The following is a 20,004-nucleotide window of genomic DNA, read 5'->3' on the forward strand; positions in this document are numbered from 1 at the left end:
TCGTGAAGCGGCCTGCAGCACTGTTCAGATCGCTATTCAGACATATTTATCAGGCATTCATTCGCCATAGCATTTAGGCTATCAGATCGATTAAATGTGCTGATTGGCACTCTCAAGCAGAGAGTGCTAATATAGGGACATACCAACAGCAGAACCGCCATGGACGCCAGATCAAGATGGTGCCGCGATCTGCAAAGTGCAAGACCGAATACGCAAAAACGACGATACAAGCTGCCACGTCGCGTGACGTGGCCAACTGGAACAAAGCAAGACTACGAGGGAGAAAACATGACTATGATGTCCGCAACGTCCGCATTGGTTCCGACCAAAAGTAATGCGCTGGGCCTCGGGTTCACTGGCAATCTGGGCAATATCGACGCCTATATTTCGGCCGTGAACCGCCTGCCCATGTTGACCCACGACGAAGAAATTTCGCTGGCGACACGCCTGCGCGAAAAAAATGACCTGGCCGCCGCGCAAGAACTGGTGCTGTCGCACCTGCGCCTGGTGGTCTCGATTGCCCGCGGCTACCTGGGCTATGGCTTGCCGCACGCCGACCTGATTCAGGAAGGCAATATCGGCTTGATGAAAGCCGTGAAACGTTTCGATCCGGACCAGGGCGTGCGCCTGGTGTCGTACGCCATGCACTGGGTGAAAGCCGAGATGCATGAGTACATCCTGAAAAACTGGCGCCTGGTCAAGGTCGCGACGACGAAGGCGCAGCGCAAGCTGTTCTTCAACCTGCGCAGCCACAAGACGGGCCTGGACGCGATGACGCCGAAGCAGATCGATGCGCTGGCCAAGCTGCTCGACGTGAAACGCGAAGAAGTGATCGAGATGGAAACGCGTTTGAGCGGCCGCGACATTGCGCTGGAATCGCCGACCGACGATGAAGACGACAAGTTTTCGCCGATCGCCTACCTGTCGTCTGAGCAAAGCGAGCCGACCAAGGTGCTGGAAGCGGAACAAGTGACGCGCCTGCAATCGGAAGGCCTGGAAACGGCCCTGTCCAAGCTGGACGCCCGTTCGCGCCGCATCATCGAAGCGCGCTGGCTGGCCAACGACGACGGTTCCGGCGCCACCCTGCACGCGCTGGCGGAAGAGTTCGGCGTATCGGCCGAGCGCATCCGCCAGATCGAAGTGGCGGCGCTGAAAAAAATGAAGGGCGCGCTGGCGGCCTACGTGTAATCGCCAGCAATGCCGCAATGTAAAAGGCGCCGCAAGGCGCCTTTTAGTTTTACTACTTGATGTTTATCAACAGATAAACATGGCAGCCCGTTAAGCTGCAGCCAGGCCCTTGCTGATCAATTCAGCAACGACTTCATTCAGATCCGCGCCGCGCTCCTTGGCCAGGGCCTGCAATTGCAAGACCAGATCGCTGTTCAGCTTGACGGCGAATGGCACCAGGCCCAGGGCCTGGTCGCGCTTGCGCTGTTCGCGGCGGTCGACGACCACCGCTTCCTTACCGAATGCACCGGCGCCGGGAACATTCATCTTTCCCATCAGTTTCTTGGCATCGCTTTTGGCCAGGTCGGTTTTTTTCATGGTTGTTTCCTGATTTTCAAAACAGCCATTCTACGCAGTAATCGGCGCGCCGCGTGGCTCGCGCCTCAATTCATCGGCAGCACGCCAATAGTGCGCCGGAAAAATATCATTTTGTTACTATCATTTTATCCCACGCGTGAACAAGCACGCCGGGGACGCACCACCTGAAAGGAAAAACATGTCTACTCTGAACCGCTCTTACCGCACCGTGCTGCTTCCCCTGTTCTTCGCCTGCCTGGCCATGCTGGCCGGCTGCGGCGCGGCCGGCAGCGCCGGCGACGCGGAAAACACGCCGCGCAGCGTCACCCACGTGCTTTCGCCGGGCGAACAGGTGGCCATCACGGCCACCGATACCCTGAAACTCGAACGCGTCAACGACAGCCGCTGCCGCAAGGGCGCCGTGTGCGTGTGGAAAGGCTACGTCAGCTACAGTTTCAGTTTGCTCAACAGCGCGGGCACGACCGACATCGTCCTGTCCGAGTCCATGCCCGGCGCCGCCAGTTCCGTCACCGTCAACCACCTGACGTTCACCCTGCTCGACGTCGACCCGGCCACGCCGCCGGCCCTGAATGCGGCCGAGCCCACCTACCGGGTCAAGGTGAAAATCACGCAGGGCGCGCTGCCCCGCTGATGGCTAGGCATCGTGGCGCCGCTGGCTGTCTTCGGGCGCCTGCTGCCGCTCCAGCATGCCGTAATCGCGCACGACGGCGGCGATGCGCAGCCGGTAATCGTCGAACACGCCGTGCCGGCCGGCCGATTGCGCCGCGCGGTGCGCTTCCAGCTGCCGCCACTGCGCCAGCGCCGCCTCATCGCGAAAGAACGACAGCGACAGCAGTTTGCCTGGCTCGCTCAGGCTGCTGAAGCGCTCGATGGAAATGAAACCGTCCACCTCATCGAGCAGGGGCCGCAGGGACGCCGCCAGGTCCAGATACTGCTGGCGTCCTGCGGCACTGGGCCAGACCTCGAAAATCACGGCGATCATGCGTTTGCTCCTTGCACAAACACGGGGATGCGGGCGTTCAGCGACGGCAGATAACGCCACGCCAGCGGCAAGCTTTCCAAAGCCCCGGCCCACGCCTGCAGGCAAGCCGTGGCGATGGCGAGCGCGATGGCCTGGCCCGGACAGGCGTGGCGGCCATGACCGAAGCCCGACTCCGCCTGGCCGGCGCTGGCCAGCACGACGAGAATCATCTGCCCGGCCGGCACGCGCACGCCATTGAACTCCGCGTCTTCCGCCGTGTAGCGGCGCGTGTTGTGGATGGCGGGATCGCGCAGGCTGACTTCGCGCAGCATGGCCGGCCATCGCTGCGGCGTGGCGCGCAGTTGCGGCAGCAAATCCGGCTGCGCGCGCAAGGCCACGATGGCATTGCCCAGCAAGCCGGCCGTGGCGTCGCACGTCTGCGACAGCAAGCCCACGAGGTTGGCCAGCACGCCGCCCGACGCTTGCCAAGCCAAGGCATCCGCCTCGGCCACGATGGCGGCCAGCATGCTGCCGGGCCTCACGTCGCCCTCGCGCAGCAGACGGCCAAAACTTTGCAGCAAGGCCTCGGCCGCCACGTGCGCACCGGCCAGTTGCTCGGCATTGCTCAGCGGCGACAGGCAGGCGACAAAAGCGCGCGTCCAGGCGGCCAGCGCCGGCCATTGCGCTGGCGCAAAGCCCAGCAAGTCCGCCATGGCGAACAGGGGCAGCTCAAAAACCGCGTCGTTCAGCTGCGCGGCGCTGCCGGGCACGCGGTCGCCGGCAAGGTGCAGCGCCCGCCACTGCAAGCGCGCCATATCCACCTGGCCCAGCGCGCGCGCCAACACCTGTTTCGGCACGGCATGCCGTTCGCCATCGTTCATGCGCACCAGTTCGGCAAAGATCGCGCCGCACGGCGTACCCGCCAGGTTGTGCGGCACGCCCAGGTCCGCTGGCCGCACGCGGCAGGCGGGATGCGCCAGCACGGCGCGCACGCCGGCCGCGCCCGTCGCCAGCCAGCAGTCGAGCTGCGCATCGAATCGCAGCGGCGGGCCGTCCGCCAGGCGGCGATAGTAATCGTACGGCGCCGCGTGGGTGACGGCAGAGAAAGGGTCGGCGGGGTCGGTAACAGAATCGGTGAGCGGCATGCGGCTTCCATTGCAGTGAGGTAGGGAGCAGAGTATGCTGGCCCTTCCACCACAACACTTCGCTAACGGACGAATCATGGATGACAAGCATCAAGCCCGCACGGCCGACATGGGACTGGCGCAACTGGCCGGCGCCATCGCCGAACCGGCCCGCGCGCGCATGCTGTGCAGCCTGCTCGACGGCCATGCGCGCACGGCCACGGAACTGGCGGCGCTGGCCGAGGTGGGCGCTTCGACGGCCAGCGCCCATCTGAGCCGGCTGCGCGACGATGGCTTGCTGTCGATGCTGGCGCAGGGCAAGCACCGCTACTACCGCCTGGCCAGCATGGAGGTGGGCCAGGCCCTCGAAGCGCTGCTGGTGGTGGCCGGCGTGGCGGCAACGCCGTTTACCTCCACCACGCCGGACCGCCTGCGCCATGCGCGCACCTGCTACGACCACATGGCCGGCACGGTGGCCGTCGCCCTGCATGACCAGCTGCACACGCAAGGCTGGCTGCTGGACGATGGCGGGGAATATCGTTTGTCGGAAGCGGGCGCGGCTGGCATGGCGGCCCTGGGCATCGACGTGCCGCAATTGCAGCGCCAGCGCCGCCGCTTCGCCTGTGCCTGCCTGGACTGGAGCGAACGGCGCGCCCACCTGGGCGGTGCGCTGGGGGCGGCCCTGCTGCAGCTGGCCCTGCGCCAGCGCTGGGCCGAGCGCGAACTCGACAGCCGCGCCCTGCGCCTCACGCCGGCCGGTGAACAACGCCTGCTGGCCGCCTTCCGTGGCGCCTGACCGGCGCAGGATTTTGTATCTCGGAAGCAACTAGAACGCGAAAAAATGCGCTTTTATCATTGTTTTCATTCATCATATGCTGCGCCCTTGAGCGATCATCTTTACCTTTCGGCCATGGAAAGAGTCCATCTTGAAAACAGTGTCATCCAGCACGCATCCCGCCAGCACCTGCCATAACTGCCATACCGATGCGCCAGGCAACTTCTGCAGCGCCTGTGGCCAGACAACGGCCGTGCACATGCCCAGCGCGCGCGAATTCCTGCATGAATTTGTCGCCCATTATGTGGCGCTCGAAGGCAAGCTCTGGCGTACCTTGGCCCTGCTGCTGTTCCGCCCTGGCGCACTCAGCAATGAATACCTCGCGGGACGCCGCGTGCGCTACGTCGAGCCGCTGCGCGTCTACCTGACCTTCAGCATCCTGTTCTTTGCCATCCTCAAGTTCAGCAGTCCCGACGTGTTCCTCACCGTCCACGACCAGCAAGCCCAGGTGGGTGCCCATGGCCCCCGCCAAGCTCCGGAAAACCAGACGTCGGCCATGCAGGTCAGCATTTTGGGCCAGACGCCCACCCTGCCGCGCCAATGGCAAGACTTTGAGCAACTGCCCACGACCGAGAAACAAAAACTCGTGGTGGAAAGCTTTTTCCATTACGCGCCGTACGCCATGTTTTGCCTGATGCCGCTGTTCGCCCTGTTCCTGAAAATCCTCTACCTGGGCAGCGGACGGCGCTATGGCGAGCATTTCCTGTTCGCCTTGCATACGAATGCCTTCGCCTTCATCACGATGGCGCTGATGCTCCTCATCCCCGTCGACCTGGTCCGCCTCGTGCTCGGCGCCTGGCTGCTGGCCTACCTGCCCTGGGCCATGTGGCGCGTGTATCCAAGCGGCAAACTCGCCACCGTCTGCCGCTGGCTGCTGCTGATGGTCGCCTACAGCCTCGCCATGAGCCTGGCGATCGTGGCCTGCATCGCCATCGGCGTGATGCTGCGGCATTAAGTTACGCCATCAAGAAGCGCTCTGGCGGTCCTGCTGCCAGCGGACGCACCGCCATTGATGCAGATCAATGACGATGGCTTGTGGCCGCTGGCACTGGGCGTGCTGGCGCACGGGCCATGCCTGGGCGCGCAGCAGCGCTGCCCTGTCCGCTTATCAGCTGAATAGGTGATTGTTGCCGGGTTTGCTAGAATCGCACACGTTTCCGTCCGTATCCCAACCCCTGACTACGCACAGATCACGCATGCATCCACGTTTGTTCGCCCCATTTATCCTCGTTGCGCTGCTGAGCGGCTGCACGGTACTCGCCCTGCGCCCCAACAGCGGCGTCGAAAACCGCACATTTACCGTGCAGGAAACCCCGCGCCTGCGCATCGACGCGCCCAAGGCGCGCATCCAGAACCCCATGCCCAACGACCACTTCATCGGCATCGCCCTGTCCGGCGGAGGCAGCCGCGCAGCCAATTTCTCGGCCGCCTCGCTGGAACAGCTGGAGCAGTTCGGCCTCGTCAGCGGCGCCTCGGCCATTTCCGGCGTCTCGGGCGGCGCCATCGCGGGCGGCTACTATGCGCTGCATGGCAAGCAGACGGACTGGCCCTTGCTGCGCAGCAAGCTGAAAACGGATTTCTTTGGCCAGACCATCTTGAAACCCGCCAACCTGACGACGATGTTGTTGACGAACAAGACGCGCACCTCGTTCCTGTCCGACGTGCTGGACGATGTGCTGTACGACAAGAAAACCTACCAGGACTTGCCGCACGGCGGCCCCATCTTCCTGGCCAACGCGACGGACGCCACGGATGGCGGCAAGCGCGTGGTGTTTTCCTACGAGTATTTCTACAGCACCCTGCATTCGCCGATCCAGGATATCCGCCTGGCCACGGCCGTGGCCACCTCGGCCGCCTTTCCCGGCGTGTTCGATTCCGTCACCTTCGAGCGTTTCCGTCCGAAAAACAGTTTCGTGCCGGAACTCGGTTCCGAGTCGCGCGAATCGCCGTCCTATGTGCATCTGTTCGATGGCGGCGCGGCCGACAACCTGGGCGTGGAAACCCTGTGGGACGTGGCCCTGACGCAACTGTACGGCAACGACATGGCCGTCGTGCCGCCGCGCCTGAACAGCAAGCCCTTCATCCTCATTTCCATCGATGCCAACGCACCCAATTCCAGCGCCGTGTTTGAAAAGATGTCGGACGAGCGCCAGCCGCTGGACCGCATCTTCAACAAGAATATCTACGATGCCGTCGACGCCCTGTTTTCGCGCCAGCGCAAGGAAAACCTCGTCAAGATGGGCTTTGGCCAAGCCCGCTTCGATACCATCACGCATGAAAACTTTGGCGACCTGAGCCAGAAATTCGTCAAGAGCAAGCGCACCTCGGCCTTTGCCATCCCCGTGCTGTGCCGCCCCCACCTGGGCCAGTACCGCTGCGAAGTCGATGCGGCCGATCCCTTGCCGGGCCAGATCCGCACGCGGCTGGAAGGCTTTGCCTGGCACATTTCCATCGATCAAATTGCCTCGCTGGCGCTGCGCCTGGCCAGCGAAGACGTGCACGTCGACAGTGCCCGCAAGGAAGAGCGCGCCGCCCTCGTCAAGCTGCAACGGCTGGCCACGCAGACGAAAACCCATCTGAAGCTGACGGGCCCGGAAAATTGCAGCCCGGAAGTGTTGCAATCGGCCCTGTACAGCGCCGCGCGCGTGCTGATCCTCGACGACGAGGAATCGCGCTTCGCCCTGTGCGACTACATGCTGGCGGGCCAGCTGATCAATGACGATACCGTCTGCAAGCAGCGCTATGTCCACGCCGTGCCCCGCTTCGCCATCGAAAGCGAAGATTTGCAGTACCGCAACCTGAGCTCGGACGGCAATTCCGTGAACGTGCCGATCCGCTGCAAGAAGTGAGCGCGCACAAAAAAGCCCGCACGATCGCTCGTGCGGGCTTTAGCGCAAGGATACCTGGCGCCCGGTTGATTTAGATCAACCGACTACGCCTGCGCATGTAGCTGCGGCTTAACGCGCCTTCCAGTTCCTGCTCCGTCTTATGCTGGTTCACCGTGTACAGGGCCCACAGGGCCGCCGGCGCCCAGCCGATCACAGTGCACTGCAAGATCAAGGCGGCGGCACCGGCCAGCGGGCGCCCCAGCATGAAAAACGTGAGACACGGAAGTAGCAAGGCTATCAGCAATCGCATCACGACATACTCTCCTTCAATATAGAGCAGCGGACAAGGGCCGGTATCCGGTCCGTCCCCCGCCCGCTGCGTACTGCTCCTTATAGATGCACGGAAATCTGGGGCATCAAGTCGTCAAACGTGCGACCGTTGCCGTTTTCTCCGATGGCGTGCATCTTCCATTCGCCGTTATGGCGGTACAGCTTGGCCATGATCTGTGCCGTGTGGGAACCTTGCACAGACAGGTTGAAACGCGCGACTTCCTGGTTATTGCTGGCATTCAAGATGCGGCAATAGGCGTTTTCCACCTGCGAGAAGTTCTGGCCAGTAAAGCTGTTGACGGTGAAGACGAGGCTCTTCACGTGCGCCGGCACTTTCGACAGATCGACATTGATCTGTTCGTCGTCGCCATCGCCCGCGCCCGTGCGGTTGTCGCCCGTGTGGACGATGCTGCCGTCCTTGCTTTTCAGCTGGCGGAACCAGACGATGTCGGACGTGCTCTTGTTGTCATCGAACATGACGCACGAAGCGTCCAGGTCGACGGCTTCCGTCTTCGAACCGAAACCGAGGAAACCCTTGGTCTTGGCCGCATCCCAGCCCAGGCCCATGGTGATACGGGTCAGGGTGGTACCAGCTTCTTTGTCCAGAGAAATTTTCTGGCCCTTGCTCAAATTGACAGACATACGCATAGCTCCTGTTTGGTTGATTACTGCTTGATTACGCCGGCTTGCTTTGGGTCCAGGCAAGGAAGGCTGCGCGGTTGCGCGAGCACACGAGGATTTTTCCCGTGCCTGAAAACTTCAGCACCATGCCCTCGCCGCTGGTCTGGCTGTTGATCAGGTTACCCAGAAAGCCGCCGCTGCTGCCGGTCGTCATGGAAATTTCGTATTGCAGGCGGTTGTCCCAGCACACGACGTGCGAGTTATCGATCACCACGTCCTTGCCAGGCGTCACTTCGAGTATCGACATCGCGCCAAAACCGGATACCGCCAACTGGCCGCTGCCTGCCGTCTCGGTGATGAAAAAACCACCGCTCTGGGCAAACAGCGCATTGCCAAGGCTTTGCGTGCGCACCTTCAATTCCACGCCAGACGTGGCCGCCACGAAGGCGCCGTCGCTGATCATGTATTGCTGGGCGCCAACCTCGAGCACCCGCATCGCGCCGGGCAAGGTGGGCGACAGCAGACAATCGCCGTCGCCCCGCATGGCCTCGATATGCTGCTGAAAGAACGATTCCCCGTTGGCAAAGGTGCGCATCAGCGCGGCGCCTATGCCGCCCGTCATCTTGCCTTTCAGCTCAAGATTGGTTTCCATCATCACCATCGCATTGGACTCGCAATAAATCTTCTCGCCCTTGGCAAGCGACACATGCAGGAACGGGTCGACGTCCCCGGTAATATTGAAAACTGGCATACCTATTCCTTCCTCAACGATGATGGTGATGGCGGCGGCCCGCACTACGGACCGCCTGTACTATTTACTATTGACGACTTAGACGCCGACGCCGAACGAGGCAGCCAGTGGGCCCAAACCGCCCTTGTAACCCTGGCCGATGGCCTTGAATTTCCAATCGCCGCCATTGCGGTAGATTTCGCCGAAGACCATGGCCGTTTCCGCCGAACCGTCTTCCGACAGGTCGAAGCGGGCGATTTCCGTGTTGCCGTTGGCATTCACGCAACGCACGTACGCCTTCGATACCATACCAAAGTTTTGCTTGCGCGCTTCGGCATCGTGAATCGTGACGCAGACGGCGATCTTGTCGATCTCCGCTGGCACCGTGGCCAGGTCGACGACGACGGTTTCATCGTCGCCATCGCCGGCGCCCGTGGTGTTGTCGCCCGAGTGGGTGACGGAGCCGTCGCTCGATTTCAGGTTGTTGTAGAAAATCATGTCGACGTCGGCGCGAACCTTGCCGTCGGCCTTCAGCAGGAACACGGAACCGTCGATGTCGAACGCGGCGCCGTCGGTGGCGCGGGCATCCCAGCCCAGGCCGATGATCATCTTCGAAATGCCAGGGGCTTCCTTGCTCAGGTTGACGTTGCCGCCTTTTTGCAGACTAATTGCCATGATGTATTACTCCTATGTGGGTTGTGTAAGACCAAACACCTGGCGTCCTCCACCGGCCTGACTCCCCAGGCCGGCGGCGACGCTTGCTACAACTTGCCGACAAACGGGTGTAGTCGTTTGTCGCGCATTCTTTACACTGCCTTGACCGCTTCCAGCGCTTCCGTCCGGCCTTCTTCGAGGGCCATCCTGCGCTTGTAGCGGATCGACGACCACAGCGAGGCGAGGATGAAGGCCACGCCGATCAGACCCGTGAAGATCTCGGGAATGTGGAACTTCATGCTGACCAACATGATCACGGCCAGGATACCGATCGCATAGTGCGCGCCGTGCTCCAGATAAACGAACTCGTCGAGCGTGCCCTTGCGCACCAGGAACACCGTCATCGAACGCACGAACATCGCGCCGATCGCCAGGCCCAGCATGATGATCACGACATCCTTGGTGATGGCAAACGCGCCGATCACGCCGTCAAAGCTGAACGAGGCGTCGAGCACTTCCAGGTACAGGAAGCCGCCAATGCCGCCGCGCTTGACGATGTCGCCCACGTTGCCGTCGCCGTTATCGCCTTCCAGCAAGCCGCTGACCACATCGACGCCCACGTAGGTCAAAATACCCCACAGACCGGCCGTCAGCACCACCAGTTTCTGGCCTTCTTCGATCATCGACAGGCTCGCCATCAGGGTGCCCAGCGCGATCATCACGGAAATCGACGAGATCTTGCCCAGCGCGCCCAGTTTTTCTTCAATACGGCCCAGCCAGTGCGTTTCTTTCTCCGAGTCCAGCAGGAAGTTCAGGAATACCAGCAGCAGGAAGATGCCGCCGAAGGCCGCCACTTCCGCATGGTGATTCGTCAGGTGCATCGAGTACTGTTCAGGATTGCTCAGTGCCAGATTCCATACTTCCATCAAGCCCAGGTCGGCCGCTTGCGCCACGATGACCAGCGGGAACACCAGACGCATGCCAAAGACGGCGATGATGATGCCGACGCCCAGGAACAAGCCCTGCCAGAACTTGTCCCAGTTCTTCAGCACCGAGGCGTTGACCACCGCGTTGTCGAACGACAGCGAGACTTCCATCACGCCCAGGATCACCGCGATACCGAGCGCCGCCAGCATCGTCTGCACGCCGCCGTGCGTGTAACCCCACCAGGCGGAAATGCCCAGGCAGATAAATGTCACTAGAAATGACACTCTGAAATGTTTCATCGATAGTTCCCCTTTATCCAAATTCAATGGAACGTAGTATAGGGACGTGTGACACATTTAAAAATAGAAGATAATGGAAGTATTACTTCGTAAAAACAGAAGATAGAGGATGCAGCGATGAAAACCACCGGTTTCAATTACCGCCATTTGTACTTCTTTTGGGTGGTCGCCAAGGAAGGCGGCGTGACGCGCGCGGCTGAACGGCTGGGACTGGCCGTGCAAACCATCAGCACCCAGCTGGCCCTGCTGGAAAAGGAGCTGGGCAAGTCGCTGCTGCAGCCGCAGGGGCGGCGCCTGGTGCCGACGGAAGCGGGCCGGCTGGCGCTCGGCTACGCGGACCAGATTTTCCTGCTGGGCGAGCAGATGCAGGAAGCGCTGGCCGACACCGACGCGGAAAAGATGCGCCTGACGGTGGGCATTTCCGATTCCTTGCCGAAACTGATGGCGTACCGCATGCTCGACGCCACGCGCAGCCTGGACAAGCCCGTCAAGCTGGTGTGCCTGGAAGATGAATTCGAATCCTTGCTGGCCGACCTGGCCCTGCACAAGCTGGACCTGGTGTTGACGGACCGCGCCGTGCCGGCCGGCGCCAGCCTGCGCGTGTCCAGCCACCTGTGGGGCGAGAGCGCCATGAAGCTGTTCGGCATCCCCGCGCTGGCCGCACAGTACCGCGACAATTTTCCGCACAGCCTGCACGGCGCCCCCTTTTTACTACCCGCGCGCAACAACGCCTTGCGCGGGCGCATCGACGAATGGATGGTGCAGCAAGGCGTGCGTCCCGACGTGGTCGGCGAATTCGAGGACAACGCCATGCTCAACGCGTTCGGCCGCAAGGGCCTGGGCCTGTTCTTCGCCTCCGCCAGCCTGGCGGCCGATATCGAGGAACAATTCGGCGCCGTGCTGGTCGGCGACGCCTCGTCCCTGCGCGAGCAGTTTTACGTCATTTCCAACGAGCGCAAGATCATGCATCCGGCCCTCGACGTCATCCTGGCGACCATCCAGGGACACCCGAAGATTCACAAGGAAACCTGATAAATCCATTCGAAAATAACGTTTGAATAATTAATCAAAAGCGATTGTAATGAAGCCTGAGACAAACACGCGCCCCTCCCTCGCCGGCAGGGCGCGACCACCATAAAAAAACAGGAGCGGCACCATGTCCACGGCAGGCAAGACGATCGATATTCCCGATCTCATCAACAACAACAAGATCGGTTCCTTCCAGATCGGCATGCTGATCCTGTGCGGGCTGTGCGTCATCATGGATGGCTTCGACGTGCAGGCGATGGGCTATGTGGCGCCCGCCATCATCGCCGACTGGCACGTAAGCAAAGCCAACCTGGGCCCCGTGTTCGGCGCGGGCTTGCTGGGCATGCTGGTCGGCTCGCTCGTCTTCAGCATCACGGCCGACAAGTTCGGCCGCCGTCCCGTGCTGATCGGCTCGACCATCTTCTTTTCGCTGTGCATGCTCGTCACGCCGCTGGCCACCACCATCGAACAATTGCAGCTGATCCGCTTCATCACGGGCCTGGGCCTGGGCGCCGTGATGCCGAACGCCATGGCGCTGGCCGGCGAATACAGCCCCCTGCGCAAGAAAGTCACCCTGATGATGCTCGTCTCGTGCGGCTTTACCCTGGGCGCCGTGCTGGGCGGTTTATTGTCCGCCGCGCTGATTCCCGCATTCGGCTGGCAATCCGTGTTTTACGTGGGCGGCGTCGTGCCGCTGGTGATCGGCGTGCTGATGTTCTTCCTGCTGCCGGAATCGATGCAATTCCTGGTATTGAAGAAACGCAAGCTGGATCAAGTCGCCAAGTGGATCAAGCGCATCGATCCGACGGTGACCATCACGGCCGAAACCCAGTATGTCGTGCATGAAAAGGAACACAAGGGCGCGCCCGTGCTGCAATTGTTTACGGGCGGCCGCGCCAAGATGACGATTTTGTTGTGGGTCATCAACTTCATGAACTTGCTGAACTTGTATTTCCTGTCGAACTGGCTGCCGACGATTGCCAAGGAAGCGGGCCTGTCGACGGCCAACGCCGTGCTGGCCGGCACGGCCCTGCAAGTGGGCGGCACCATCGGCACCCTCGTCATGGGCCAGCTGATCGACCGCTCCAGCTTCCGCCGCATCCTGCTGCCCTGCTTCCTCGTCGCCGCAGTCGCCATTGCCCTGATCGGCCGCCCGGATGTGTCACTGGCCTTCCTGTTCATCACGATCTTCATCGCCGGTTTTTGCGTGGTGGGCGGCCAGCCGGCCGTCAACGCCCTGGCGGCCAGCTACTATCCGACCACCCTGCGCTCGACGGGCATCGGCTGGAGCCTGGGCGTGGGCCGCATCGGCTCCATCATCGGCCCCGTGCTCGGTGGCGAACTGATCCGCCTGAACTGGCCCAACAGCACGATTTTCCTCGTCGTCGCCATCCCGGCGGTGGTCTCGGCCGTCATGGTGTTTGCCATGCGCGGCGGGCCGCAAACGGCGGCCAAAGGCTGAACGAGCGTGAAAAACCTGCCGCGCCCGCCTGCCTGCACGGGCGGCGAGCGCGGCTAAATTAGGCTATGGCGCCCTTCGTCGTTTAAGATGTCGTTTTTACAGCCCATCTTCAGCGCCCCCATGCACAATGTCTTGCTAGTCCTGCTCGCCCTCTTCCTGGTCGCGCTGAACGGTTTTTTTGTTGCCGCCGAGTTTGGCATCGTCACCTTGCGGCGCACGCGCATCCGCGCCATCGCCAAGACACAGGGGCTGCGGGGCCGCATCCTGGCCAAGGTGCATGGCCAGCTGGACGCCTACCTGTCCGCCTGCCAGCTGGGCATCACCCTCGCGTCGCTGGGCCTGGGCTGGGTCGGCGAACCGGCCTTCGCCGGCTTGCTCGAGCCCCTGTTCGGCGCCATCGGCGTTACCTCGCAAGAGCTGATCCACGGCGTGTCCTTCGTCGTCGCCTTCAGCGTGATTTCCTTCCTGCACATCGTCGTGGGCGAACTGGCGCCCAAATCGATGGCCATCCGCAACCCGGAAGCCGTCGGCCTGTGGAGCGCGATTCCCCTGTACGGCTTTTACTGGACCATGTACCCGGCCATCTACCTGCTCAACGCCAGCGCCAACTGGGTGCTGCGCCTGGCGGGCCTGTCCGGCAAGGGCGGCCACGACGCCCATTATTCGTCCGAAGAATTGAAACTGATCCTGCGCACCAGCCAGCCGGGCGAGAAATTTACGCGCGACGAGCGCAACATCCTGGCGCAATCGCTTGATTTCGAACAAATGACGGTATCGGACCTGATGCGCCCGATCAATGAAGTGATCGCCCTGCACGCTTCCAACACCCTGGAAGAAAACCTCGACACGGTGCTGCGCAACCGCTTCAGCCGCTACCCGTATTTCGACACGAATGAAGACGACGTGCTGGGCGTGGTGCACCTGAAAGACCTGTTCTTTGCCCAGCAGGCGGGTAAACCGATCACCTCGCTCACGCCGTTCCTGCGTCCCGTCGACGTCATTTCCGCGCGCACGCCGGCGCTGGAACTGTTCCGCCGCTTCCGCGACGGCGCGCCCCACTTCGCCCTGATCGGCGAAAAGGGCAAGCGCCCGCTGGGGTTCATTACCCTGGATAACTTGCTCGGCGCCATGGTCGGCGAAATCCGCGATGAATTCCGCCGCAATGAAAACGACTGGCTCAAGCAAAGCGACGGCACCCTGATCGGCAAGGCCAGCCTGCCCATCTTTTCGCTCGAACGCATCCTCGGCATCGATATCGAAAACGAGGAACTGGGGCTGGACGACGTGGAATCGGTGGGCGGCTTGATCATGGTCAAGCTGGGAGATATTCCAAAGCAGGGCCAGCGCATCACCTTCGTCGACTTCGACATCGTCGTCAAGAAGATGAACGGGCCCCGCATCGTGCTGATCAAGGTGATCCCGAAACAGGAACGCGACCTCGATGCGGACTTGCGCGATTAATCTTTCTTCAAGGTAAGCGTATCCTTACCCTGCGGCACGGTGGTTTCGCCCACCGTCCACGTTTGCAGCAAGCTGTACAGTACCGCCAGCAGGGTCGGGCCGATAAAGATGCCGACGAAGCCGAAGGCCAGCACGCCGCCCAGCACGCCCAGCAGCACCAGCAGGAAGGGCAAGCTGCTGCCGCGGCTGATCAACATGGGTTTGACCACGTTGTCCACGCCGCTGATCAGCAGCGCGCCCCACACCAGCATGAAGATGCCCCAGCCCGTCTGCCCGTCGGTAAACAGCCAGATGGCGGCGCCGCCCCAGATCAGGGGCGGGCCCACGGGGATCAGCGAAAAGATGAAGGTGGCCACGCCCAGCAGCGCCACGGCCGGCACGCCGGCGATCAGGAAACCCACCACCGCCACCAGCGCTTGCGCCAGCGCCGTGCCCAGCAAGCCGTACATGACGCCGCGCACGGTGCGGCTGATGGTCAGGCCCACGCCGGGCGCGCTGTCGCCGATGATACGGCCTGCGCCCGTCATCAGGGCGCGGCTCAGCTGCTGGCCGTCGCGGTAGAGGAAGAAGCTGACGAACACGGCCAGGCTGGTCTGCGCCAGGCCCGTGCCCAGCAGGATGCCGCCGGAAGCGAGGAAGTGGCGCGCCGGTTCCAGCATGGTCTTACCCAAATTCAATAATTCCTCGCGGTCAGCCAGCAGGCGCTGCACGTAGCCGTCGATGGTTTCGCCCACCACGGGTATGCTGGCCAGCCAGGCCGGCGGATGCAGGCCGCCCGATTCCAGCGCGGCGCGCAGCTGTTCATAGATGCGCGACACATTGTCGGCCAGGTTGTAGGTGACGAGGGCCAGCGGCAGCACGATGACCAGAATCAGGGACAGGGTCATGATGGCGGCGGCCCAGTTGCGCCGGCCTTTCAGGCGTTCGAGCAGGAGCAGATACAGGGGCCAGCTGGAAATGCCCACGCAGGCGGCAAACAGCATGGCGGCGAGGAAGGGCCGCAAGACGAAAAAGCAGCCGATCAACAAAAAGATGATGGCTGCCAGACGGGCGTGGGGCTCGAAACGTTTATCCATGTACTGCGTATCCTGAAGATGGCGCCCGGGGGCGCGACCAGGTCAGGATAGCAGAAGTTTAAGATCGTGCGCGATGGCGGCCGGCTTTTCGCCGTGGCGCACGAACAGGCGGATCTTGCCTTCGCGGTCGAAGACATAGGTGCCGGCCGTGTGGTCGACCGTGTAGCTTTCGTCCGTCTCGCCCTCGACCTTGGCGTAATACACCTTGAATTCCTTGGCCACCTTGGCCGTCGCGGCCGCATCGCCGTACAGGCCGACGAAACGCTTGTCGAAGGCGGGCACGTACTGCGCCAGCAATTGCTGCGTGTCGCGCTCGGGGTCGACGGTGACGAACAGCACTTGCACCTGCTCCGCCTGCGGGCCCATTTCCTGCATCACCTGGGCCATGTCAGCCATGGTGGTGGGGCAGACGTCCGGGCATTGCGTGTAGCCGAAGAACATCAGCACCAGCTTGCCCTTGTAGTCGGCCAGGGTGCGCGGGTGGCCCGTGTGGTCCGTCAGCGCGAACTCGCGCGCATAGCCGAGGCCCGTCACGTCCGTGTTCTTGAAGGCCAGCTTGGGCGCGGCCGGCTTGCCGCAGCCGGCCAGGACGGCGACCAGTGCGGCCGCCAGCAACAGTGTCAGGGTTTTTTTCATGTTCCGAGGGGAATGTAGTGGTCGACCAGCAAAGCCGCGAACAGCAAGGCCAGGTAGATGATGGAAAACGTAAAGGCCTTGCGCGCGATCAAGTCCGTGTAGTGGCGGTACATCTTCCACGCGTAATACAGGAAGCCGGCGTTGAGCACCACGGCCGAAGCCAGATAGATCAGGCCGCTCATGCGCACGGCATACGGCAGCAGGGTGGTGGCGGCCAGCGCGATCGAGTACAGCCAGACGTGAAATTGCGTGAACTTCAAGCCGTGCGTGACGGGCAGCATGGGCAAGCCCGAGCGCGCGTAATCGTCGCGGCGGTACATGGCCAGCGCCCAAAAGTGCGGCGGCGTCCAGACAAAAATGATCAGGACCAGCAGCCAGGCCTGCATCGGCACGTCGTTGGCGACGGCCGCCCAGCCCAGCGCGGGCGGCATGGCGCCGGACAGGCCGCCGATGACGATATTTTGCGGCGTGGCCGGTTTGAGCACCATGGTATAGATCAAGGCATAGCCGACAAAGGTGACAAAAGTCAGCCACATGGTCAGCGGATTGACGAGGTGGTACAGAATCGCCATGCCCAGGCCGCCGATCACCAGCGCGAACACGACCGTCTGTTTCACCGTGATGTCGCCCATGGCCATAGGGCGGCGCGCCGTGCGGGCCATGCGCGCATCGATTTCGCGCTCGGCCAGGCAATTGACGGCAAACGCGGCGCCGGCCAGCAGCCAGATGCCGATGGTGCCGAACACCACCGCATGCCAGTCGGGCAACTCTTCGCTGGCCAGGAACATGCCGATGACGGCGCAAAACACGGCCAGTTGCGTCACGCGGGGCTTGGTCAGCGCCCAATACTGGGCGATGCGGGGGGAAGGTTTACGGCTGATGGTCTGAGTAGTCATTTATGCGGTACGGGAAGGACTGGCTGGTGCCGAGGGCACTGGCGCGGCGGCGCAAGCGCGCTGAACATTGCGCGCAACATCGAGTTGGAATTTAGCCTTGTAGTTTAACATGGTCAGCAATAACACGAGCAGCGCCGCCCCGCCGTTATGCATGACGGCAATCGACAGCGGCCAGCTCAGGTAGATGGTCGCCAGGCCCGTGGCCGCCTGCAGGGCCAGCACCAGCGCCACCCAACGGGCCGTGCCGCGCAAGGACGGCAGTTTCCATGCGCGAAACACGGTATAGCCGATGCCGGCCAGCACGATGAAGGCGAAATTGCGGTGCACCCAGTGGATGGCCGTCAGCGCGGAAAACGGCAAGTAATGGCCGGCGGCCGTCTTGCCCAGTTCGCGCCACAAATGGAAACCATGCTCGAAATCCATTTCCGGAATCACCTTGCCGCCGCACAGGGGGAAATCCGTGCACGCCAGGGTGGCGTAGTTGGTGCTCACCCAGCCGCCCAGCGCGATCTGCACCGTCAACAGCACGAGCGACATGACGGCCAGCGCGCGCACGGGGCGCAGCACGGACGCGTCCGCATCGGCCCGCTTGATAGGCGCCACGGCATGGTCCTGGCGTCCGCCCAGCCACGTCAGCATGGCCAGCAAGCCCATGCCCAGCAGCAAGTGGATGGTGACGATCACCGGTTGCAGCTTCAAGGTGACGGTCCACGCGCCGAACGCGCCCTGCAGGCAGACGAACAGGAACAGCGCCGTCGGCAGCGCGGGAGCGAATTCCTGCCGCTTGCTTTTCTTCCACTGGCGCCACGCCTGCACCATCATCGCCACGATCAAGACGCCAATGGCCATGGCCAGGTAGCGGTGCGTCATTTCGATCCACGCCTTGACCACCGTCACGGGGCCCGTCGGCATCAGGGTTTCCGCCGCCACGATGTGCTCGTGCGCGAGGAAAGGATTGGCAGAACCATAACAGCCAGGCCAGTCAGGGCAACCCAGGCCGGAATCGGACAGGCGCGTAAAACCGCCAAACATGATCAGGTCGACCGTCAGGAAGACGGCGATCCATACGAGCTTGCGGTACTTATTGGCGTCCGCGGACACCCAGACCATGGTCAGCGGCAGCAGCGCCACCAGCAGACCAGTCAAGCCCAGCTGGGCCAGCGCGGAGAGATGCATCGTCGGCATGCGGTCCCCTCAACCGATCGCCGAAGCTTTGAGCAGCTTGGCGATGTCTTTCTTGATCTTGTTCGGGTCCGCGTCCTTCGGGAAGCGCATCATCAGATTGCCCAGCGGATCGATCAAATACAGATGGTCGCTCGTCTTGCCGCCCGCCTCCACGGGCAACCACGCTTTCAGGGCGTCGCTATTGACGCGCAGCATGCTGGTGCCGTCGAATTCGCGCATCACGAGGGTGTCGAGCGGCTGCGCATCCGTCACCAGCCAGACCCGTTCCAGACGCTCGCGCTCCTTGCCCTGCATGAGGCGCAGTTGTTGCATGTCAAACAATTGCTTCTTGCATGTTTCCTGGCAATCGGACGGTCCAGTTTGCAGCAGCACCCACTTGCCCTTGAACTGGGCCAGCGGCGACGCCTTGCCGTCCAGTGCCGCCACCTGCAGCTGGGCTTCCGGTATCGGGTACAGACGGGGGTCGATCAGGGCGCCGTAATTGTTGCGGCCCGTGGGCTTGATGATGTAATACGTGAAATACGAAGCGATGATGGGAAAGGCGCATACGGCCACCACAGCCAGCAGTTTCCACCGTCCTTGTACCTGTTTATTGCTGCTGTCTTGCGTTGCGTCAGGGCTGTTTGTTTGCACGTCGAAATCCTGTAAAGACAAAAAATAGAAAAGCCATCAGTGCCAGTGCATACCACTGGAATGCATAGCCGCGGTGCTTGTCGGCGCCCAAGTCCGGCGCCGGCCAGTCGCGCACGGGAAGCTGGCTGGACGCTGGCGTCGTGGCTGCCGAATCGACTGGATCAGCTGTTTGTTCAAGGATAAAAGGTTGCAAGGCCAGGCCGCTGGCCTGGGCCAGCTGGGTGATATCGGCATTTTGCACGATGGCATGCGGCGCCAGGGGCGGCGCCGTGCCCAGTTCCATCACATGGCCCGCGTTCAGGCGCGCGATGCCGGCAATGGTCACGGTGCCGGCTGGCGTAGTGTAGTCGGGGATGCGCGTGCGCTCGGCATTGTTGCGCGGCAACCAGCCCTGCGCCACCAGCACGTGCATGGGGGAACCGTCGATCTGGAACGGCGTGAGCACGTGAAAGCCCGCTTGCCCCTTGTAGGGGCGGTTGTCCAGGTACACCGTCCAGGCGGGAATAAAATGGCCCGTGACGGTGACCCTGCGGTATTCGATCGCTTGCGCGTCGGCCGGCAACAGGGGGGCGGCCGTCAAGGACAGCGGTGCGGCCTGGTTGCCCGCTTCCAGGCGGGCGGCGCGCGCGACTTTCTCGTCGCCACGGCGCTGCTGCCATTGCGCCAGGGATACGCCCAGCGCCACCAGTAGCAGCATTACAACAAATGGAATCCATCTAAAATGGAAGCGGATACGCATTACAATGAAACCTCCTCAAGCCTGGCGCTACCA

At 62.2% G+C, this 20,004-nt stretch carries 22 protein-coding genes; 8 read left to right on the forward strand and 14 right to left on the reverse strand.

Going from position 1 to position 20,004, the window contains the following annotated elements; translation table 11 throughout:
* Nucleotides 1-288: 288 nt before the first annotated feature.
* Nucleotides 289-1,188 (forward strand): RNA polymerase sigma factor RpoH, encoded by a 900-nt coding sequence (gene rpoH / locus OX460_RS25805; RefSeq protein WP_170846504.1) that lies wholly within the window; start codon nucleotides 289-291, stop codon nucleotides 1,186-1,188.
* Nucleotides 1,189-1,278: 90 nt separating this feature from the next.
* Here the strand turns inward: rpoH and OX460_RS25810 are convergent, their stop codons facing one another.
* Nucleotides 1,279-1,545 carry a hypothetical protein gene (locus OX460_RS25810; RefSeq protein WP_289900379.1) on the reverse strand — a complete coding sequence of 89 codons (267 nt, stop codon included), beginning with the start codon at nucleotides 1,543-1,545 and terminating at the stop codon, nucleotides 1,279-1,281.
* 178 nt (nucleotides 1,546-1,723) lie between these two features.
* On the opposite strand from OX460_RS25810, the gene OX460_RS25815 reads away from it, so the two are divergent.
* Nucleotides 1,724-2,176: a hypothetical protein gene (locus OX460_RS25815; protein ID WP_251351062.1), complete on the forward strand. Its 453-nt coding sequence runs from the start codon at nucleotides 1,724-1,726 to the stop codon at nucleotides 2,174-2,176.
* 3 nt (nucleotides 2,177-2,179) lie between these two features.
* Here OX460_RS25815 and OX460_RS25820 read toward each other — a convergent pair whose 3' ends face one another.
* Nucleotides 2,180-2,527, reverse strand: coding sequence for an antibiotic biosynthesis monooxygenase (locus OX460_RS25820; RefSeq protein WP_289900380.1), 348 nt, complete (start codon nucleotides 2,525-2,527; stop codon nucleotides 2,180-2,182).
* Complete coding sequence (locus tag OX460_RS25825; protein ID WP_289900381.1) at nucleotides 2,524-3,651, reverse strand: cytochrome P450; 1,128 nt, start codon at nucleotides 3,649-3,651, stop codon at nucleotides 2,524-2,526. Before OX460_RS25825 ends, OX460_RS25820 begins: the two co-directional genes overlap by 4 nt.
* 76 nt (nucleotides 3,652-3,727) lie before the next feature.
* On the opposite strand from OX460_RS25825, the gene OX460_RS25830 reads away from it, so the two are divergent.
* From OX460_RS25830 to OX460_RS25840, 3 genes are all read left to right on the forward strand, one after another.
* Nucleotides 3,728-4,426, forward strand: a complete 699-nt coding sequence (locus OX460_RS25830; protein WP_289900382.1) for a helix-turn-helix domain-containing protein — start codon at nucleotides 3,728-3,730, stop codon at nucleotides 4,424-4,426.
* Between the two features lie 139 nt (nucleotides 4,427-4,565).
* A complete protein-coding gene (locus OX460_RS25835; RefSeq protein ID WP_251351112.1) occupies nucleotides 4,566-5,420 on the forward strand; it encodes a DUF3667 domain-containing protein in 855 nt (284 codons plus the stop codon).
* 241 nt (nucleotides 5,421-5,661) lie between these two features.
* Nucleotides 5,662-7,314, forward strand: a complete 1,653-nt coding sequence (locus OX460_RS25840) for a patatin-like phospholipase family protein (protein WP_099665450.1) — start codon at nucleotides 5,662-5,664, stop codon at nucleotides 7,312-7,314.
* A 70-nt stretch (nucleotides 7,315-7,384) separates the two neighbouring features.
* Here the strand turns inward: OX460_RS25840 and OX460_RS25845 are convergent, their stop codons facing one another.
* The 5 genes from OX460_RS25845 to OX460_RS25865 form a co-directional block, all read right to left on the reverse strand.
* Nucleotides 7,385-7,603, reverse strand: coding sequence for a hypothetical protein (locus OX460_RS25845; RefSeq protein ID WP_034784905.1), 219 nt, complete (start codon nucleotides 7,601-7,603; stop codon nucleotides 7,385-7,387).
* An 80-nt stretch (nucleotides 7,604-7,683) separates the two neighbouring features.
* The gene (locus OX460_RS25850; protein WP_099665451.1) at nucleotides 7,684-8,265 is read right to left on the reverse strand and encodes a TerD family protein; all 582 of its coding nucleotides are present in this window, start codon (nucleotides 8,263-8,265) and stop codon (nucleotides 7,684-7,686) included.
* A 34-nt stretch (nucleotides 8,266-8,299) separates the two neighbouring features.
* A complete protein-coding gene (locus OX460_RS25855; protein WP_251351058.1) occupies nucleotides 8,300-8,995 on the reverse strand; it encodes a TIGR00266 family protein in 696 nt (231 codons plus the stop codon).
* 78 nt (nucleotides 8,996-9,073) lie between these two features.
* Nucleotides 9,074-9,649: a TerD family protein gene (locus tag OX460_RS25860; protein ID WP_070222543.1), complete on the reverse strand. Its 576-nt coding sequence runs from the start codon at nucleotides 9,647-9,649 to the stop codon at nucleotides 9,074-9,076.
* Between the two features lie 131 nt (nucleotides 9,650-9,780).
* On the reverse strand, nucleotides 9,781-10,854 hold the full coding sequence (locus OX460_RS25865; protein ID WP_076568380.1) for a DUF475 domain-containing protein: 1,074 nt from the start codon (nucleotides 10,852-10,854) through the stop codon (nucleotides 9,781-9,783).
* Nucleotides 10,855-10,971: 117 nt separating this feature from the next.
* Here OX460_RS25865 and nhaR point away from each other — a divergent pair, with 117 nt between their 5' ends.
* From nhaR to OX460_RS25880, 3 genes are all read left to right on the forward strand, one after another.
* On the forward strand, nucleotides 10,972-11,886 hold the full coding sequence (gene nhaR / locus OX460_RS25870) for a transcriptional activator NhaR (protein WP_289900383.1): 915 nt from the start codon (nucleotides 10,972-10,974) through the stop codon (nucleotides 11,884-11,886).
* Nucleotides 11,887-12,010: 124 nt separating this feature from the next.
* Nucleotides 12,011-13,345, forward strand: a complete 1,335-nt coding sequence (locus tag OX460_RS25875) for an MFS transporter (RefSeq protein ID WP_289900384.1) — start codon at nucleotides 12,011-12,013, stop codon at nucleotides 13,343-13,345.
* A gap of 120 nt (nucleotides 13,346-13,465) precedes the next feature.
* Nucleotides 13,466-14,806 carry a hemolysin family protein gene (locus tag OX460_RS25880; RefSeq protein ID WP_099668233.1) on the forward strand — a complete coding sequence of 447 codons (1,341 nt, stop codon included), beginning with the start codon at nucleotides 13,466-13,468 and terminating at the stop codon, nucleotides 14,804-14,806.
* On the opposite strand, the gene OX460_RS25885 is transcribed toward OX460_RS25880, so the two are convergent.
* From OX460_RS25885 to OX460_RS25910, 6 genes are read right to left on the reverse strand one after another with little or no spacing between them, the layout of a single operon-like run.
* Nucleotides 14,803-15,882, reverse strand: coding sequence for an AI-2E family transporter (locus OX460_RS25885; RefSeq protein WP_099665455.1), 1,080 nt, complete (start codon nucleotides 15,880-15,882; stop codon nucleotides 14,803-14,805). The two genes, OX460_RS25880 and OX460_RS25885, sit on opposite strands and share 4 nt — an antisense overlap.
* A gap of 42 nt (nucleotides 15,883-15,924) precedes the next feature.
* Complete coding sequence (locus OX460_RS25890; protein WP_099665456.1) at nucleotides 15,925-16,518, reverse strand: SCO family protein; 594 nt, start codon at nucleotides 16,516-16,518, stop codon at nucleotides 15,925-15,927.
* On the reverse strand, nucleotides 16,515-17,414 hold the full coding sequence (gene cyoE / locus OX460_RS25895) for a heme o synthase (RefSeq protein ID WP_070258805.1): 900 nt from the start codon (nucleotides 17,412-17,414) through the stop codon (nucleotides 16,515-16,517). Before cyoE ends, OX460_RS25890 begins: the two co-directional genes overlap by 4 nt.
* The gene (locus OX460_RS25900; protein WP_099668234.1) at nucleotides 17,415-18,590 is read right to left on the reverse strand and encodes a COX15/CtaA family protein; all 1,176 of its coding nucleotides are present in this window, start codon (nucleotides 18,588-18,590) and stop codon (nucleotides 17,415-17,417) included. It lies immediately after the preceding gene.
* Between the two features lie 18 nt (nucleotides 18,591-18,608).
* A complete protein-coding gene (locus OX460_RS25905; RefSeq protein WP_289900385.1) occupies nucleotides 18,609-19,232 on the reverse strand; it encodes a cytochrome C oxidase subunit I in 624 nt (207 codons plus the stop codon).
* Nucleotides 19,213-19,971 (reverse strand): SURF1 family protein, encoded by a 759-nt coding sequence (locus OX460_RS25910; RefSeq protein ID WP_289900386.1) that lies wholly within the window; start codon nucleotides 19,969-19,971, stop codon nucleotides 19,213-19,215. Before OX460_RS25910 ends, OX460_RS25905 begins: the two co-directional genes overlap by 20 nt.
* Nucleotides 19,972-20,004: the final 33 nt, after the last annotated feature.

Source organism: Janthinobacterium sp. SUN033 (assembly GCF_030397595.1).
Lineage (GTDB): Bacteria > Pseudomonadota > Gammaproteobacteria > Burkholderiales > Burkholderiaceae_D > Janthinobacterium > Janthinobacterium kumbetense.

Excerpts from the sequence above, each read along its gene's own strand:
- OX460_RS25820 (WP_289900380.1), bottom strand. The coding sequence starts at position 2,527 with ATGATCGCCGTGATTTTCGAGGTCTGGCCCAGTGCCGCAGGACGCCAG.
- OX460_RS25900 (WP_099668234.1), bottom strand. The coding sequence starts at position 18,590 with ATGCATCTCTCCGCGCTGGCCCAGCTGGGCTTGACTGGTCTGCTGGTG.
- nhaR (WP_289900383.1), top strand. The coding sequence starts at position 10,972 with ATGAAAACCACCGGTTTCAATTACCGCCATTTGTACTTCTTTTGGGTG.
- OX460_RS25830 (WP_289900382.1), top strand. The coding sequence starts at position 3,728 with ATGGATGACAAGCATCAAGCCCGCACGGCCGACATGGGACTGGCGCAA.
- rpoH (WP_170846504.1), top strand. The coding sequence starts at position 289 with ATGACTATGATGTCCGCAACGTCCGCATTGGTTCCGACCAAAAGTAAT.
- OX460_RS25890 (WP_099665456.1), bottom strand. The coding sequence starts at position 16,518 with ATGAAAAAAACCCTGACACTGTTGCTGGCGGCCGCACTGGTCGCCGTC.
- OX460_RS25880 (WP_099668233.1), top strand. The coding sequence starts at position 13,466 with ATGCACAATGTCTTGCTAGTCCTGCTCGCCCTCTTCCTGGTCGCGCTG.
- OX460_RS25850 (WP_099665451.1), bottom strand. The coding sequence starts at position 8,265 with ATGTCTGTCAATTTGAGCAAGGGCCAGAAAATTTCTCTGGACAAAGAA.
- OX460_RS25910 (WP_289900386.1), bottom strand. The coding sequence starts at position 19,971 with ATGCGTATCCGCTTCCATTTTAGATGGATTCCATTTGTTGTAATGCTG.
- OX460_RS25825 (WP_289900381.1), bottom strand. The coding sequence starts at position 3,651 with ATGCCGCTCACCGATTCTGTTACCGACCCCGCCGACCCTTTCTCTGCC.
- OX460_RS25885 (WP_099665455.1), bottom strand. The coding sequence starts at position 15,882 with ATGGATAAACGTTTCGAGCCCCACGCCCGTCTGGCAGCCATCATCTTT.
- OX460_RS25840 (WP_099665450.1), top strand. The coding sequence starts at position 5,662 with ATGCATCCACGTTTGTTCGCCCCATTTATCCTCGTTGCGCTGCTGAGC.
- OX460_RS25815 (WP_251351062.1), top strand. The coding sequence starts at position 1,724 with ATGTCTACTCTGAACCGCTCTTACCGCACCGTGCTGCTTCCCCTGTTC.
- OX460_RS25865 (WP_076568380.1), bottom strand. The coding sequence starts at position 10,854 with ATGAAACATTTCAGAGTGTCATTTCTAGTGACATTTATCTGCCTGGGC.
- OX460_RS25845 (WP_034784905.1), bottom strand. The coding sequence starts at position 7,603 with ATGCGATTGCTGATAGCCTTGCTACTTCCGTGTCTCACGTTTTTCATG.
- OX460_RS25810 (WP_289900379.1), bottom strand. The coding sequence starts at position 1,545 with ATGAAAAAAACCGACCTGGCCAAAAGCGATGCCAAGAAACTGATGGGA.
- OX460_RS25875 (WP_289900384.1), top strand. The coding sequence starts at position 12,011 with ATGTCCACGGCAGGCAAGACGATCGATATTCCCGATCTCATCAACAAC.
- OX460_RS25855 (WP_251351058.1), bottom strand. The coding sequence starts at position 8,995 with ATGCCAGTTTTCAATATTACCGGGGACGTCGACCCGTTCCTGCATGTG.
- OX460_RS25860 (WP_070222543.1), bottom strand. The coding sequence starts at position 9,649 with ATGGCAATTAGTCTGCAAAAAGGCGGCAACGTCAACCTGAGCAAGGAA.
- cyoE (WP_070258805.1), bottom strand. The coding sequence starts at position 17,414 with ATGACTACTCAGACCATCAGCCGTAAACCTTCCCCCCGCATCGCCCAG.